Raw genomic sequence first — 15,652 nt, 5'->3', positions numbered from 1 at the left:
AGGGTTCCCGTGAAAAGTGCAATGACAAGCTCGCCGTTGCGTGTCGCCATCATTGGCGCCGGGCAGGTGGCGGATAAAGTTCATGCTTCGTACTACTGCACCCGCGAGGATCTGGAACTGGTGGCTGTCTGTGACAGCCGCCTGTCCCAGGCGCAAGCGTTGGCAGATAAATACGGTAATGCACAGGTCTGGGATGACCCAGAGAAGATGCTGCGCGACGCTCAGCCGGATATCGTCAGCGTCTGTTCGCCAAATCGTTTTCATTACGAACACACCATGCTGGCCCTGGAAGCCGGTTGTCATGTGATGTGCGAGAAGCCTCCCGCCATGACGCCAGAACAGGCGCTGGAGATGTGCAAAACCGCGCGACGAATGGGAAAGGTGTTGGCCTACGATTTTCATCATCGCTTTGCGCTGGACACGCAATTGTTGCGTGAACAGGTTGTGGCTGGCGTGCTGGGTGAAATCTATGTCACCAATGCCAGAGCCTTGCGCCGCTGCGGAGTGCCCGGCTGGGGTGTATTCACCAACAAAGCCTTGCAGGGCGGGGGGCCGTTGATCGATATCGGCGTGCATATGCTGGATGCGGCAATGTATGTCTTAGGGTTCCCGGCGGTTAAACGGGTTTGCGCGCACAGCTTTCAAAAAATCGGCACCTGCAAAAACAGCGGGCAGTTTGGTGAATGGGACCCGGCAACGTACACCGTTGAAGATGCGCTGTTCGGCACAATCGAATTTCACAATGGCGGCATCTTGCGGCTGGAAACCTCCTTTGCGCTCAACATTCCAGAGCAGTCGGTCATGAACGTGAATTTTTGCGGTGATAAGGCCGGAGCAACGCTTTTCCCGGCACAGGTTTACACCGACCGGGAGGGGGGGCTGGCGGTCCTGTTTCAGCGTGACGTTGCGGATGATCACCGCCATTTTCGGAGTATGGATGCTTTTGTCAATCATGTGAAAGGGGAGCCGGTGACGATCGCCGATGCAGAACAAGGTTTTGTCATTCAACAACTTGTGGCTGCGTTGTATCACTCTGCTGAAACAGGAACCTGCGTGGAATTATGATGAAGCCTGTAATGTTAACAGACCCGTTTTTTTGCCTGCACAGCCTGAATAAATATGCCTCACTTATGGCGTCAGGTAATGGTTATATGGGGATCCGCGCAAGCCACGAAGAAGCGTACACAGTACAGACTCGCGGCATGTTTCTGGCGGGTCTCTATCATCAGGCTGGCAAGGGAGAGATTAATGAACTGGTCAATCTCCCCGATGTGGTTGGCGTAGAGATAACGCTGAATGGCGATATTTTCTCCCTGCTGAGCGGCACAATTGAAAGCTGGCGGCGCGATGTGGATTTTGCCACCGGAGAGTTGCGCCGTTCGCTGATATGGCGCTCGCCTGGCGGCATGCGCTTTGCGATCGAAAGCCGCCGTTTTGCATCCGCAGAAAAGTTACCGCTGTTTGCGATGGAAATGACTATTACGCCGTTGGACGCCGACGCCACGCTTTCTCTCTCGACCGGCATTGACGCGACGATAACTAACCATGGCCGTCAGCATCTGGACGAAACACAGGTCAGAGTGTTTGGACAGCACCTTTTGCAGGGGGTCTATACGACTCAGGATGGCCGCAACGATATTTCCATTTCCGCTTTCTGCCACGTGAAAGGCGATGTGCAACGTTGCTTTACGGCAAAAGATCGCCGCCTGATGCAGCACAACAGTTTGTGTGTAAAAGCGGGCCAGCGTATCACGCTGGAGAAATTGGTCTGGATTGAATGGACATCTGAACGGAATACCTCGCCTGAAATCTGGGGGAGTCAGGCCCTTCGTCAACTGGAAGCCTGTGCTGAGCAGGGGTACGACGCGCTAAGAGCAGAAAACGCCGCTAACTGGCATCGCTGGTGGCAGCGTCGCCGTGTTCAGGTCAGCAGCGTGGCGCCTGGCGATCAGCGCGCGTTGGATTTCGCGCTCTATCACTTACGCATCATGACGCCGGTTCATGATGAGCGCAGCAGCATCGCGGCAAAAGGATTAACCGGAGAAGGTTACAAGGGCCACGTATTCTGGGATACCGAGGTTTTCCTGCTGCCGTTTCATCTGTTTACCGAGCCAGACACTGCCAGAGGCCTGTTACGTTACCGTTGGCATAATCTGCCCGGCGCGCGTGAGAAAGCGAGACGTAACGGTTGGCAAGGCGCGTTGTTTCCATGGGAAAGCGCGCGTAGCGGTGAGGAAGAGACGCCGGAGTTTGCGGCGATCAACATCCGTACTGGCCTGCGGCAAAAAGTGGCGTCGGCATTAGCGGAACACCATCTTGTCGCCGATATTGCCTGGGCTGTTATCGGCTACTGGCAAGCCACAGGCGACATGAGTTTTATGGCGCGTGAAGGTATGGCGCTGCTGCTGGAAACCGCCAAATTCTGGATAAGTCGTGCGGTTGACGTGAACGGACGTCTGGAGATTCATGACGTTATTGGCCCGGATGAGTACACCGAGCACGTTAATAACAATGCCTTCACCAACTACATGGCCTGGTACAACGTGGAGCAGGCGCTGCGTTTTGCGCGTGCGCAGGGTTGTGTTGACGACACGTTTATTTATCGCGCGGAATACTTTTTGCAGAAACTTTGGCGGCCTGACATTCAGCAGGATGGCATTTTGCCGCAGGATGATGCGTTTCTCAGCAAACCGGTTATCGATTTAGCGAAATATAAAGCCAATGCGGGCAAGCAGACGATCCTGCTTGATTATTCACGCGCTGAAGTTAATGAGATGCAAATTCTCAAGCAGGCGGACGTGGTAATGCTGATGTATATGCTGCCGGAGCTGTTTACGCCGCAGACATGCCTGGCGAACCTGCGCTTTTATGAGGCGCGCACGATTCATGACTCCTCTCTGAGTAAAGCGATCCACGGTATCGTGGCGGCGCGCTGTAAAGATCCAGAAATGGGGTATCAGTTCTGGCGCGATGGGGGGCAAATCGATCTTGGCGACGATCCGCACAGTTGCGATGACGGCATTCATGCCGCAGCGACAGGGGCTATCTGGCTGGGCGCGATACAAGGATTTGCAGGGTTAAGCGTGCGTCATGGCGAACTGCATCTGCATCCGGCGCTCCCGGCGCAGTGGAAACGCCTCGCTTTTCCGTTGCAGTGGCAGGGCAGAGAACTGTTTATCACCATGGATGCAGATAACATCAGCATCACCAGCATCGGCCCCGTCGATGTGTGGATTTGCAACCGCAAGGTTACTGTCGACGGTGAGCGGTCATTCAAATGCAGTGACGTTATTTTACCTGTTAATGGGACCGCTACCAGGGAGGGGAAATGAAACCTCAGGCCATCATTTTTGATTTAGACGGCGTAATTACTGATACCGCGCACCTGCATTTTCTGGCGTGGAAACAGATAGCCGATGAGACGGGGATCGTGATTGATGAGGCGTTCAATGAACGTTTGAAAGGCATTAGCCGTAATGAATCGTTGTGCCGCATTTTGCAGCATGGCGGTAAAGAAGGGGTGTTTACCGATGCTGAATGTTTGCAGCTAGCTGCGCGTAAAAATGCCCTGTACGTTCACGCTCTGCGCCAGTTAACGACCGACTCTGTCCTGCCCGGTATTCGGGTGTTATTGACCTCGCTGCATGAATTACAGATTCCGGTAGGGCTGGCATCCGTCTCTCTCAATGCCCCTGCAATCTTACAGGCGCTGGAGATTGCTGACTTTTTTGATTTTTGTGCAGACGCAGCGCACATATCCCGCTCGAAACCGGATCCTGAGATTTTTCTTGCCGCCTGCAACGGTCTTGGGGTGAGGCCTGATGCGTGCATCGGTATTGAAGATGCACAGGCGGGTATTGATGCCATCAATGCCTGCGGTATGCATTCTGTCGGTATCGGTCCGGGGTTAACCGGCGCGGAGTTACATCTTCCTTCAACGGAATTTCTGACGTGGCCGTGCTTATCGGCTTTCTGGCTAAACGCAAAGTAAAGGAATCAATATGGCACAGCTTTCGTTGCAACATATCCAAAAAATATACGATAACCAGGTGCATGTGGTTAAAGACTTTAACCTGGAGATTGAGGATAAAGAGTTCATCGTTTTTGTCGGTCCGTCGGGCTGCGGCAAATCCACCACGCTACGCATGATTGCGGGGCTGGAAGAGATCAGCGCCGGTGAATTATTGATCGACGGTAAGCGGATGAATGATGTACCGGCAAAAGCGCGCAATATTGCCATGGTCTTTCAGAATTACGCCTTATATCCGCACATGACCGTTTACGACAACATGGCGTTTGGGCTGAAAATGCAAAAGATGGACCCGGGCATTATTGATGAACGCGTGAACTGGGCGGCGCAAATTCTTGGATTGCGGGATTACCTGAAACGCAAACCGGGCGCGCTTTCCGGCGGACAGCGTCAGCGTGTTGCGCTTGGGCGCGCCATCGTTCGTGAAGCGGGTGTGTTCCTGATGGATGAACCGTTGTCTAACCTGGATGCAAAATTACGTGTCCAGATGCGCGCAGAGATCAGTAAGCTGCACCAGAAGCTGAATACCACCATGATTTACGTTACGCACGATCAGACTGAAGCCATGACGATGGCAACGCGAATCGTCATTATGAAAGATGGCATTGTTCAGCAGGTCGGTGCGCCTAAGATGGTATATAACCATCCGGCCAATATGTTTGTCGCAGGATTTATTGGTTCTCCTGCAATGAACTTTATTCGTGGTGCAATTGATGGCGATAAATTCGTTACCGAAACGCTGAAATTAACAATCCCGGATGACAAGCTGAACGCGTTAATAAAACAAGGCCACGAGCATAAAGCGGTGGTAATGGGGATTCGCCCGGAGGATATCCATCCTGAAAAACAGGATGGTAATAGCATAACGGCGCGTATTAGCGTGGCTGAATTAACCGGTGCGGAATTTATGCTTTATACCACCGTTGGGGGGCACGAGCTGGTCGTCCGTGCCGGGGCGATTAACGATTATTCTGCGGGAGAAAATATCACCATACATTTTGATATGGCGAAATGCCATTTCTTTGATGCTGAAACCGAACTGGCTATTCAATAAATAATTCCTCCGGGGGAATTATCCCCCGGTAGCAGGTGCATTTTTTTTGTCGGTATTTTAACAAGGAATAAAAATGAAAACCTTACTGTACTCTACTGCGCTGGTCATATGCGCAGGAATGGCTTGCGCGCAGGCCGCTGAAAACAATGACTGGCATTTTAATATCGGTGCTATGTATGAAATAGAAAACGTCGAAGGCTATGGTGAAGATATGGATGGGCTGGGTGAACCGTCCATCTATTTTAATGCGGCAACCGGTCCGTGGAAAATTTCACTGGCGTATTATCAGGAAGGACCTTTCGATTATAGTGCCGGTAAACGCGGTACATGGTTTGATCGCCCGGAACTGGAAGTTCGTTATCAATTCCTCGAAAGCGATGATGTTAATTTCGGTTTAACCGGCGGTTTTCGTAACTATGGCTACCATTACGTAAATGAAGCGGGTAAAGACACCGCCAATATGCAACGCTGGAAAGTACAACCGGACTGGGATGTGAAACTGACCGACGATTTACGTTTCAGCGGCTGGCTGGCGATGTATCAATTCGTCAATGACCTGAGTATCACCGGCTACTCAGACAGTCGTGTCGAAAGTGAAACCGGCCTGAATTACACTTTTAATGAAACGGTTGGTCTGACGGTGAATTATTACCTGGAACGTGGCTTCAATCTTGCCGAAAACCGTGATAACGGTGAATTCTCCACACAGGAAATCCGTGCCTATTTACCGATAGCATTAGGCAATACCACCCTCACGCCTTATACCCGTATCGGTCTGGATCGCTGGTCCAACTGGGACTGGCAGGATGATCCTGAGCGTGAAGGTCACGACTTTAACCGTCTCGGTTTGCTTTATGCATATGATTTCCAGAATGGGTTATCAATGTCGCTGGAATATGCCTTTGAGTGGGAAGATCACGACGAAGGTGAGAGTGACAAATTCCATTATGCGGGGATCGGCATCAACTACGCGTTCTAAAATGTACTGGGGCATATTCATGCCCCAGTTTTTAAGCGAGGGAGCCGGCTAATGATATTTGCGTTTTTACGATAATATTTTGCAGGCCTTTCTTGCCGGCAATCAGGTTAAATAACAGATTACAACTTTGCTCGCCTAATTCCTGCGTGGGAACGTCAATGCCGCCTGGGGCGGGAGTCAGCATAAACGAGAGCAGTTCATTACTGTAACCGACAACGGCGAGTTGTTGTGGAATCGCGATATTTTTCTCTGCCGCCACCCGGTATAAACTCATTAACTTTAAGCTGTCTGTTGCGAAAACGGCATTTGGCAATGGAGTCTGGCTTAACAGTTTTCTGGCGGCCAGTAGCGCGCTTTCATGCGTGTATCCACCATCAACGATCCATTCATCACGGCACTGGATTTTATGGACTTCCAGACTGGCTTTATAACCATTAACACGGTCGATGGAAACATGGAAATCAAGTGGCGCATGCAGACAGGCAATATGCTGATGACCACTGTCAATTAATGCATTTGTGAGTTGAATACTGTCCTGGAAATTATCCGTATCAACAGAGTAAACATGAGCGTATTCGCCTTCCACTTTGCCAATGACGACAACAGGAACATCATACTTATTCAGACGCGCAAAGAAGAACTCATCCGCCGGGGAACTCAGCATAATAATGCCTTTGATCATTTTCTGCTTAATTTTGCTTTCGCATTTTTGCAAGTCATCTTCCGTACTGCGGGAGGTCTGTAATATGACATCAAAACCTTCCTCTTCGGCCTTTGCCGTAATCGCATGCAGAACTTCAGAGAAAAAAGGATTACCGGCCGTTGTTTTTGCTGAACGAGTAGAAATAACCATAATGGCGTCAAACCCGGAAGAGGTCAGGGCGCGCGCCAGTTTATTCGGTTGGTATTGCAGTTCATCAATGGCGCGTAATACTTTCTCCCGTGCTTCCGGGGAGATATTGGTTTGTTTATTCAGCACGCGCGATACCGTGGATTTTGATACTCCGGCGACGCGCGCGATATCATAAATAGTAGGGGACATAGTCGGGGGAACTCCGTTCGAGAGTTAATGACGCACATCTTATGGAGTTAACTGGCGGATGACAACACAAGGCGGTTGATTATCAACAGCCTGCCCCCACATCAATACGCATAGGTTATAATTTTTTTCTGGTCTTCAGGCACAACAGGATGGCGATGAAGCGACTCAAAAACGAACTTAACTCGCTGGTTAATCGCGGTGTAGACAGGCATTTACGTCTGGCCGTTACCGGACTTAGCCGCAGTGGAAAAACCGCGTTTATCACTGCGATGGTTAACCAACTGCTCAACATCCATGCCGGATCGCGACTGCCGCTGCTAAGCGCGGTGCGTGAGGAGCGTTTGCTGGGCGTGAAACGCGTTCCACAACGTGATTTTGGTATTCCACGTTTTACCTACGATGAAGGGCTGGCCCAGCTTTATGGCCAGCCGCCTGCCTGGCCGACGCCAACGCGCGGCGTGAGCGAAATCCGCCTCGCGTTACGCTATAAATCCAATGATTCTTTGCTGCGCCATTTTAAAGACACCTCGACGTTATACCTGGAGATTGTCGATTATCCCGGCGAATGGCTGCTCGACTTGCCGATGCTGGCGCAGGATTACCTGAGCTGGTCCCGGCAAATGACCGGCTTACTGCAAGGGCAGCGGGGCGAATGGTCGGCCAAATGGCGTCAGCTATGCCAGGGGCTGGACCCGCTGGCGCCTGCTGATGAAAATCGCCTGGCGGAGATCGCCGCGACCTGGACGGCGTATCTGCACCAATGTAAACAGCAGGGGCTGCACTTTATTCAGCCTGGCCGCTTTGTGCTGCCGGGCGATATGGCGGGCGCGCCTGCGTTGCAGTTTTTCCCGTGGCCGGATGTGGATGCGCATGGCGAATCAATACTGGCGCAGGCGGACAAACACACCAACGCCGGAATGTTGCGTGAACGCTTTAATTACTACTGTGAAAAAGTGGTGAAAGGGTTCTATAAAAACCATTTCCTGCGGTTTGATCGCCAGATTGTACTGGTGGATTGCCTGCAACCGTTGAACAGCGGGCCGCAGGCGTTCAACGATATGCGTCTGGCGCTGACGCAATTGATGCAGAGTTTCCACTATGGTCAGCGAACGCTATTTCGCCGACTCTTTTCCCCGGTGATTGATAAACTGCTGTTTGCGGCGACCAAGGCAGACCATGTGACTGTCGATCAACATGCCAATATGGTCTCTTTGCTCCAGCAACTGATTCAGGATGCCTGGCAAAACGCGGCGTTTGAAGGCATCAGCATGGATTGTCTGGGACTGGCGTCCGTACAGGCGACGACCAGTGGATTGATCGACGTGAATGGTGAAAAGATCCCGGCTTTACGCGGTAACCGTTTAAGCGACGGAACGCCGTTAACGGTGTACCCCGGCGAAGTGCCCGCACGCCTGCCGGGACAGGCGTTCTGGGACAGTCAGGGTTTCCAGTTTGAAGCGTTTCGCCCGCAGGTGATGGATGTGGATAAACCATTGCCGCACATTCGTCTGGATGCCGCGCTGGAATTTTTAATAGGAGACAAATTGCGATGAGCGAACCGTTAAAACCGCGTATCGATTTCGCAGGTCCACTGGAGGTGGAGCAAAACCAGACGCTTAAAACGCAACAGACCTTCAGCGAGACGCAGGCGCAGACTTTTGCCCCCGCGCAGGTGGATGAACCTCTGGAAGACGAGGGGCAGGCGGAAGCGGTCATTGATGCCGCGCTGCGCCCGAAACGCAGTTTGTGGCGCAAGATGGTGATGGGGGGACTGGCGTTGTTTGGCGTCAGCGTTGTGGGCCAGGGCGTGCAATGGACCATGAACGCATGGCAAACCCAGGACTGGGTGGCGCTGGGCGGTTGTGCCGCCGGGGCGTTGATCATTGGCGCAGGCGTTGGCTCGGTCGCGACAGAATGGCGTCGGCTATGGCGATTACGCCAGCGGGCGCATGAACGGGATGAAGCGCGCGACCTGTTGCACAGCCACGGTACGGGAAAGGGCCGTGCGTTTTGCGAAAAGCTGGCGCAGCAGGCCGGTATCGATCAGTCTCACCCGGCGTTGCAGCGCTGGTATGCTTCGATTCACGAAACGCAAAACGATCGGGAAGTGGTCAGCTTATACGCTCAACTGGTGCAACCGGTGCTGGATGCCCAGGCGCGACGTGAAATCAGCCGTTCAGCCGCCGAATCCACGTTAATGATCGCCGTCAGCCCGCTGGCGTTGGTGGATATGGCATTTATCGCCTGGCGAAATTTGCGACTGATCAATCGCATTGCGACGCTGTATGGCATTGAACTGGGGTATTACAGCCGTCTGCGCCTGTTTCGTCTGGTGTTGCTCAATATTGCGTTTGCGGGCGCCAGCGAGCTGGTGCGTGAAGTCGGGATGGACTGGATGTCGCAGGATCTGGCGGCGCGTTTGTCTGCCCGTGCGGCGCAGGGTATTGGCGCCGGGCTGTTAACCGCTCGTCTGGGCATTAAAGCGATGGAACTGTGTCGTCCCTTGCCGTGGATCGACGATGATAAGCCGCGTCTGGGGGATTTTCGTCGCCAACTTATCGTTCAGGTCAAAGAAACCTTGCAGAAAAGCAAAACCCCGCGCGAAAACTGATCGCTGGAAGGGCGCTGACCGTATAACTTTACGGCCCGGCGCCCAATTTTCCGTCATGCTGTCAATAATTGTTGACAGAATCCTTCCTGCTAATCGAATACTGGCTTATCATCTATCTAATAGCTCATTGTTTTAGGTGAAAGTTCCCATGCGTCTGGAAGTCTTTTGTGAAGACCGTCTTGGTCTGACCCGCGAATTACTCGATTTGCTGGTGCTTCGTAGCATTGATTTACGCGGTATTGAGATTGACCCCATCGGGCGAATTTACCTTAATTTTGCTGAACTGGAGTTCACCAACTTCAGCAGCCTGATGGCGGAGATCCGCCGCATTTCCGGCGTGACCGATGTCCGTACGGTGCCGTGGATGCCGTCTGAACGCGAGCATCTGGCGCTGAGCGCACTGCTCGAAGCGTTGCCGGAACCCGTCCTCTCTCTGGATATGAAAAGTAAAATAGAGATGGCGAACCCCGCGAGCTGTCAGCTTTTCTCACAAAATCAGGAGCGTATGCGCAATCACACTGCCGCGCAGTTGATCAACGGCTTCAACTTCCAGCGTTGGCTGGAGAGCAACCCGCAGGTCTCTCACAACGAGCATGTGGTGATCAATGGGCAGAACTTCCTGATGGAGATTACCCCGGTTCATTTGCAAGGGGAAAATGACGAGTACATGCTCACGGGCGCTGTCGTTATGTTACGTTCCACCATCCGAATGGGGCGTCAGTTGCAGAATTTGACGACTCAGGATTTGAGCGCGTTTAGCCAGATTATCGCCGTCAGCGCGAAAATGAAGCATGTCGTAGAGCAGGCTCGCAAGCTGGCTACGCTGAGCGCGCCACTGCTGATTACCGGCGATACCGGAACCGGTAAAGATCTCTTCGCCCATGCCTGTCACCTGGCAAGCCCGCGTGCGGCAAAACCGTATCTGGCATTGAACTGCGCCTCCATTCCTGAAGATGCGGTTGAAAGCGAACTGTTTGGTCATGCGCCGGAAGGTAAAAAAGGCTTCTTTGAACAGGCCAACGAGGGTTCGGTGCTGCTGGATGAGATTGGTGAGATGTCGCCACGCATGCAGACCAAATTGCTGCGTTTTCTTAACGACGGCACTTTCCGTCGCGTTGGCGAGGATCATGAGGTTCACGTTGATGTCCGGGTGATCTGCGCCACGCAGAAGAATCTGGTGGAACTGGTGCAAAAAGGGCTGTTCCGCGAGGATCTCTACTACCGTCTGAATGTGCTGACGCTCAATCTGCCGCCGCTGCGTGATTGCCCGCAGGATATCATGCCGCTCACTGAACTTTTCGTGGCGCGTTTTGCCGATGAGCAGGGGGTGCCGCGTCCAAAACTCTCTGCCGATCTCAGCACCGTATTAACCCGTTATGGCTGGCCGGGCAACGTGCGCCAGCTTAAAAACGCCATCTACCGGGCGCTGACGCAGCTTGAAGGGTACGAACTACGTCCGCAGGATATCTTGCTGCCGGATTACGACGCCACGACCGTTGCCGTTGGTGAAGATGCGATGGAAGGCTCGCTGGATGATATCACCAGTCGTTTTGAACGTTCCGTGTTGACGCAGCTTTATCGCAATTATCCGAGCACGCGTAAACTGGCGAAACGCCTGGGCGTCTCACATACCGCGATTGCCAATAAGTTACGTGAATACGGTTTGAATCAGAAGAAAAGCGAAGAGTAGAAACGACACAAGAATTAGAAGCCCGATGAGCATTGCGCCATCGGGCTTTTTTACCGTCTTACGCTTTCAGCACGTCCAGCGCAGCAGCATAGTCAGGTTCGTTGGTGATTTCGTTCACCAGCTGGCTGAAAATGACGTTGTCGTTTTCATCAATGACCACCACGGCACGCGCCGCCAGACCTTTCAGCGGGCCTTCAGTGATTTCAACGCCGTAGTCTTTCAGGAAGTCAGGATTACGCAGAGTGGAAAGGGTAATGACGTTGCTCAGACCTTCCGCGCCGCAGAAACGAGACTGGGCGAACGGCAGATCCGCAGAAACGCACAGTACGACGGTGTTGTCGATTTCTGTCGCCAGTTGGTTAAACTTACGTACCGATGCCGCACAAACGCCGGTATCAATACTTGGGAAAATATTCAGCACCTTGCGCTTGCCTGCAAACTGAGCCAGTGTGACGTCAGACAGATCTTTTGCCACGAGGGTAAAAGCCTGTGCTTTGCTACCAGCTTGAGGAATGGTGTTGGCGACGGCGACTGGATTGCCCTGGAAATGAACGGTTTGTGACATGGTTATCTTCCTGTTTACATATAGTTAACGTCGTGGCTAGTTTATGCCATCAGCAGTTAACACGGCAAACGCTATTTGTGTTTAATCCACCGCCACGCATCTGCAACGTGAAAAACGGCGAGAAAAGGAGAACCAATGAGATCTGTTAAGGTGTATGAGGAGGCCTGGCCGCTGCACACGCCCTTTGTGATTGCCCGGGGAAGTCGTACCGAAGCGCATGTTGTGGTCGTGGAGCTGGAGGAAGAGGGCGTAAAAGGCGTAGGGGAATGTACGCCTTATCCACGTTATGGCGAAAGCGATGCCTCGGTGTTGGCGCAGATCATGAGTATCGCGCCGCAACTGGAACAGGGGCTGACCCGCGAAGCACTACAAAAATTGCTGCCTGCCGGCGCGGCCAGAAATGCGGTCGATTGCGCGCTGTGGGATCTGAGCGCTCGCCAGCAGCAGCAAACGCTGGCGGAGTTTGTGGCCGTTGAATTGCCCGCTACGCAGACAACAGCACAGACTGTCGTGATCGGTACGCCTGAACAGATGGCGGCCAGCGCGGCGGCACTGTGGGAAAAAGGGGCGAAACTGCTCAAAATTAAGCTGGACGATCGCCTGATCAGCGAACGAATGGTCGCGATTCGCTCCGTCGTGCCTGATGCGACGCTAATTGTGGATGCAAACGAGTCCTGGCGTACAGAAGGGCTGGCGGCGCGATGCCAGCTGCTGGCGGATTTAGGCGTCGCGATGCTGGAACAACCGTTACCTGCGCAGGATGACGCCGCGCTGGAAAATTTTGTTCATCCGCTCCCTATCTGCGCGGATGAAAGTTGCCATACCCGCAGTAGCCTGAAGGCGTTACAAGGGCGCTACGATATGGTCAATATCAAACTGGATAAAACCGGTGGTCTGACGGAAGCGCTGGCGCTGGCCGCCGAAGCCAGAGAACAGGGTTTTGGGCTGATGCTGGGATGTATGCTGTGTACCTCCAGGGCCATCAGCGCAGCGTTGCCGCTGGCCCCACAGGTGCGTTTTGCTGACCTCGATGGCCCCACCTGGCTGGCGGTGGATGTCGAGCCCGCTTTACGGTTTACGACCGGGCAACTTCATCTTTAGGGTGCCAGCGCAGCAGAGTAGACATCGCCATCAGATACTTTTCGCTGGCCTCATCGGATGAGATCGGCGGGAACTCTGCGGTAATACAGTGCAGATTGAGGTCGGCGCACCAGCTTCCAAACGAACCGGGCGTTTCGTAACCTACGCTGGAGACCAGCGGCAGTTCGAATGCCCGGGCCAGCCATTCGCCTAACTCGCTATGTCTGGGATCTTCAATACAGGCGAGAGGATCGTGAAAGGAGACCACCCAGGCAGGATGCACCCGGTGTATCAGTTGGCACAGCGCCTGGGTTTCGGGTTCGGACCCCGGATGTTCGCCGGTAAGCAGCACCACATCGCGCTCCTCGGCGCTACTGTTCCAGCGATAAACCGTCTCACCCGCTTTCCAGTTCGCCGCCGGAAAATTACGGTTCAAATCGACGCCATTGGCATTGGCGCGCAGACCAAGCTGGCAACCGTCCGGGTTCACCGCCAGCACCACATGATGACGGCGGAGTGAAGGATTCAGCGTACGCAGCGCACACGAGAGCGTCACCACCGACGCGTTCTCATCGCCGTGCGTTCCGGCCAGAATCAGGCCGCTTTCGCGATCGGCAGCCGGAGCCGGAAACCAGATCAACGGCGCTCCCAGCAATGAACGCCCATAATGTTCGGTTCCTGGCGGAAATGCGCCGCGCTCGGCACGAGGACGGGTAACGGTCATAAGTGTCTCTGAATGCTGTTGTTATTACTCGCAGTGTTGTGCAAATTGTCCAGATAATCAAATCGTTTTCACGCGTTGCGCGCGCTATGCAATATCCTCTGTCTGGCTTCCTGGAAGCGGATGCGTATATCGGGTTAATATCAACTTTCTGTAGGAAGACGTTTGCATTTCCTTCATGCGAAACAAATAATTACGCAGTCATCTAACTTCATCATTTAAGGGCATCTTATGAAGCACTCTGTTTCAGTTACCTGTTGTGCGCTGTTGATTAGCAGCGTCTCCCTGACACACGCTGCGGATGTTCCCGGCGGAACGGTACTGGCAGAGAAGCAAGAACTGGTCCGCCATATTAAAGATGAACCGGCGTCGTTAGATCCGGCAAAAGCGGTTGGACTGCCGGAGATTCAGGTCATTCGCGATTTGTTTGAAGGTCTGGTGAATCAGAACGAGAAAGGGGAAATCATTCCTGGCGTCGCTACGCGCTGGAAGACCAATGATAACCGGATCTGGACGTTTACCCTGCGCAATAACGCAAAGTGGTCGGACGGCACTCCGGTGACCGCGCAGGATTTTGTCTACAGCTGGCAACGTCTGGTTGATCCGAAAACCCTGTCACCGTTTGCCTGGTTTGCCGCCCTTGCTGGCATTAATAACGCCCAGGCGATTATTGATGGTAAAGCGTCGCCGGATACGCTTGGGGTTAGCGCCGTGGACGCCCGCACGCTAAAAATACAGCTGGATAAACCGCTGCCGTGGTTTGTTAACCTGACTGCCAACTTTGCTTTTTACCCGGTACAGAAAGCCAATGTAGAAAGCGGTAAAGACTGGACGAAGCCCGGAAACCTGATCGGCAATGGCGCCTATGTGTTGAATGATCGCGTGGTCAACGAAAAACTGGTGGTGGTGCCCAATACCCACTACTGGGACAATGCGAAGACGGTGCTGCAAAAAGTGACTTTCCTGCCGATTAATCAGGAGTCGTCAGCGACTAAACGTTATCTGGCTGGCGATATCGATATCACCGAATCTTTCCCGAAAAATCTGTATCAGAAGTTGCTGAAGGATATACCGGGGCAGGTTTACACGCCGCCGCAGTTGGGCACCTATTATTATGCGTTTAACACCCAAAAAGGCCCGACGGCGGATTCCCGCGTTCGTCTGGCGCTGAGCATGACGATTGATCGCCGCATCATGGCGGAAAAAGTGTTAGGAACCGGGGAGAAACCGGCCTGGCGTTTCACCCCGGACGTGACGGCAGGCTTTACTCCCGATCCTTCGCCATTTGAACAAATGAGCCAGGAAGAACTCAATGCTCAGGCGAAAACGTTATTGCTTGCGGCTGGCTATGGCCCGCAGAAACCGCTCAAATTGACGCTGTTATATAACACGTCTGAAAATCATCAGAAAATCGCGATTGCGGTCGCCTCGATGTGGAAAAAGAATCTGGGCGTAGAGGTGAAGCTGCAAAACCAGGAATGGAAAACCTATATCGACAGCCGCAACACCGGTAATTTTGATGTTATCCGCGCCTCCTGGGTGGGCGACTACAATGAACCGTCTACTTTCCTGTCATTATTAACCTCGGCCCATACGGGCAATATCTCGCGCTTCAATAACCCGGCCTACGATAAAATCATGACGCAGGCGACAGTAGAAAATACGGCGAAGGCGCGCAATGCGGACTATAACGCGGCAGAGAAAATCCTGATGGAACAGGCGCCGATTGCGCCGATTTACCAGTATACCAACGGACGTTTGATCAAACCGTGGCTGAAAGGTTATCCCATTAATAACCCGGAAGACGTGGCGTATAGCCGGACAATGTATATTGTGAAGCACGACAAATAATATGCAGCAGTGAGCGAAAAGACGCGGAA

The 15,652-nt window shown here is 53.0% G+C and carries 13 protein-coding genes; 10 read left to right on the top strand and 3 right to left on the bottom strand.

The window, feature by feature from the left end; all coding sequences use genetic code 11:
• Window positions 1–9: 9 nt before the first annotated feature.
• The 5 genes from ycjS (at window position 10) to OGX75_RS05005 (ending at window position 6,063) form a co-directional block, all read left to right on the top strand.
• Complete coding sequence (gene ycjS / locus OGX75_RS05025; RefSeq protein WP_286451303.1) at window positions 10–1,065, top strand: D-glucoside 3-dehydrogenase; 1,056 nt, start codon at window positions 10–12, stop codon at window positions 1,063–1,065.
• Window positions 1,062–3,332: a glycoside hydrolase family 65 protein gene (locus OGX75_RS05020; RefSeq protein ID WP_286451304.1), complete on the top strand. Its 2,271-nt coding sequence runs from the start codon at window positions 1,062–1,064 to the stop codon at window positions 3,330–3,332. The genes ycjS and OGX75_RS05020 overlap by 4 nt, the downstream gene beginning before the upstream one ends.
• Window positions 3,329–3,991, top strand: a complete 663-nt coding sequence (gene pgmB / locus OGX75_RS05015) for a beta-phosphoglucomutase (RefSeq protein ID WP_275375246.1) — start codon at window positions 3,329–3,331, stop codon at window positions 3,989–3,991. The genes OGX75_RS05020 and pgmB overlap by 4 nt, the downstream gene beginning before the upstream one ends.
• 10 nt (window positions 3,992–4,001) lie before the next feature.
• A complete protein-coding gene (locus tag OGX75_RS05010; RefSeq protein ID WP_071258377.1) occupies window positions 4,002–5,084 on the top strand; it encodes an ABC transporter ATP-binding protein in 1,083 nt (360 codons plus the stop codon).
• A 73-nt stretch (window positions 5,085–5,157) separates the two neighbouring features.
• Window positions 5,158–6,063: an OmpG family monomeric porin gene (locus OGX75_RS05005; RefSeq protein ID WP_071258376.1), complete on the top strand. Its 906-nt coding sequence runs from the start codon at window positions 5,158–5,160 to the stop codon at window positions 6,061–6,063.
• Window positions 6,064–6,094: 31 nt separating this feature from the next.
• Here OGX75_RS05005 and OGX75_RS05000 read toward each other — a convergent pair whose 3' ends face one another.
• Window positions 6,095–7,105, bottom strand: coding sequence for a LacI family DNA-binding transcriptional regulator (locus OGX75_RS05000; RefSeq protein ID WP_071258375.1), 1,011 nt, complete (start codon window positions 7,103–7,105; stop codon window positions 6,095–6,097).
• Between the two features lie 155 nt (window positions 7,106–7,260).
• Between OGX75_RS05000 and OGX75_RS04995 the strand changes: the two genes are divergently transcribed.
• From OGX75_RS04995 to tyrR, 3 genes are all read left to right on the top strand, one after another.
• On the top strand, window positions 7,261–8,658 hold the full coding sequence (locus OGX75_RS04995; protein ID WP_047464077.1) for a YcjX family GTP-binding protein: 1,398 nt from the start codon (window positions 7,261–7,263) through the stop codon (window positions 8,656–8,658).
• Window positions 8,655–9,716, top strand: coding sequence for a YcjF family protein (locus OGX75_RS04990; RefSeq protein WP_012132270.1), 1,062 nt, complete (start codon window positions 8,655–8,657; stop codon window positions 9,714–9,716). The genes OGX75_RS04995 and OGX75_RS04990 overlap by 4 nt, the downstream gene beginning before the upstream one ends.
• A 148-nt stretch (window positions 9,717–9,864) precedes the next feature.
• Complete coding sequence (gene tyrR, locus OGX75_RS04985) at window positions 9,865–11,406, top strand: transcriptional regulator TyrR (RefSeq protein WP_286451305.1); 1,542 nt, start codon at window positions 9,865–9,867, stop codon at window positions 11,404–11,406.
• A gap of 58 nt (window positions 11,407–11,464) precedes the next feature.
• On the opposite strand, the gene tpx is transcribed toward tyrR, so the two are convergent.
• The gene (gene tpx / locus OGX75_RS04980) at window positions 11,465–11,971 is read right to left on the bottom strand and encodes a thiol peroxidase (RefSeq protein ID WP_012132276.1); all 507 of its coding nucleotides are present in this window, start codon (window positions 11,969–11,971) and stop codon (window positions 11,465–11,467) included.
• Window positions 11,972–12,106: 135 nt separating this feature from the next.
• Here tpx and ycjG point away from each other — a divergent pair, with 135 nt between their 5' ends.
• Entirely contained in the window at window positions 12,107–13,072 is a 966-nt protein-coding gene (gene ycjG / locus OGX75_RS04975; protein ID WP_049008184.1) for an L-Ala-D/L-Glu epimerase, read from the top strand.
• Here ycjG and mpaA read toward each other — a convergent pair.
• Complete coding sequence (mpaA, locus tag OGX75_RS04970; protein WP_012132279.1) at window positions 13,047–13,775, bottom strand: murein tripeptide amidase MpaA; 729 nt, start codon at window positions 13,773–13,775, stop codon at window positions 13,047–13,049. The two genes, ycjG and mpaA, sit on opposite strands and share 26 nt — an antisense overlap.
• Before the next feature lie 228 nt (window positions 13,776–14,003).
• On the opposite strand from mpaA, the gene OGX75_RS04965 reads away from it, so the two are divergent.
• Window positions 14,004–15,623, top strand: coding sequence for a peptide ABC transporter substrate-binding protein (locus OGX75_RS04965; RefSeq protein ID WP_200023407.1), 1,620 nt, complete (start codon window positions 14,004–14,006; stop codon window positions 15,621–15,623).
• Window positions 15,624–15,652: the final 29 nt, after the last annotated feature.

The sequence above is a fragment of the Citrobacter sp. CK199 genome, assembly GCF_030333285.1.
GTDB lineage: Bacteria > Pseudomonadota > Gammaproteobacteria > Enterobacterales > Enterobacteriaceae > Citrobacter_B > Citrobacter_B koseri.
The sequence above is the reverse complement of the archived record's forward strand: the minus strand, read 5'-3'. Positions and strand labels throughout refer to the sequence as shown.

Bases quoted from the DNA above. Each gene is read 5' to 3' on its own strand.
- ycjG (WP_049008184.1), top strand. From the start codon at position 12,107: ATGAGATCTGTTAAGGTGTATGAGGAGGCCTGGCCGCTGCACACGCCC.
- tpx (WP_012132276.1), bottom strand. From the start codon at position 11,971: ATGTCACAAACCGTTCATTTCCAGGGCAATCCAGTCGCCGTCGCCAAC.
- OGX75_RS05005 (WP_071258376.1), top strand. From the start codon at position 5,158: ATGAAAACCTTACTGTACTCTACTGCGCTGGTCATATGCGCAGGAATG.
- OGX75_RS05010 (WP_071258377.1), top strand. From the start codon at position 4,002: ATGGCACAGCTTTCGTTGCAACATATCCAAAAAATATACGATAACCAG.
- OGX75_RS05020 (WP_286451304.1), top strand. From the start codon at position 1,062: ATGATGAAGCCTGTAATGTTAACAGACCCGTTTTTTTGCCTGCACAGC.
- pgmB (WP_275375246.1), top strand. From the start codon at position 3,329: ATGAAACCTCAGGCCATCATTTTTGATTTAGACGGCGTAATTACTGAT.
- OGX75_RS04965 (WP_200023407.1), top strand. From the start codon at position 14,004: ATGAAGCACTCTGTTTCAGTTACCTGTTGTGCGCTGTTGATTAGCAGC.
- mpaA (WP_012132279.1), bottom strand. From the start codon at position 13,775: ATGACCGTTACCCGTCCTCGTGCCGAGCGCGGCGCATTTCCGCCAGGA.
- OGX75_RS04990 (WP_012132270.1), top strand. From the start codon at position 8,655: ATGAGCGAACCGTTAAAACCGCGTATCGATTTCGCAGGTCCACTGGAG.
- OGX75_RS05000 (WP_071258375.1), bottom strand. From the start codon at position 7,105: ATGTCCCCTACTATTTATGATATCGCGCGCGTCGCCGGAGTATCAAAA.
- OGX75_RS04995 (WP_047464077.1), top strand. From the start codon at position 7,261: ATGAAGCGACTCAAAAACGAACTTAACTCGCTGGTTAATCGCGGTGTA.
- tyrR (WP_286451305.1), top strand. From the start codon at position 9,865: ATGCGTCTGGAAGTCTTTTGTGAAGACCGTCTTGGTCTGACCCGCGAA.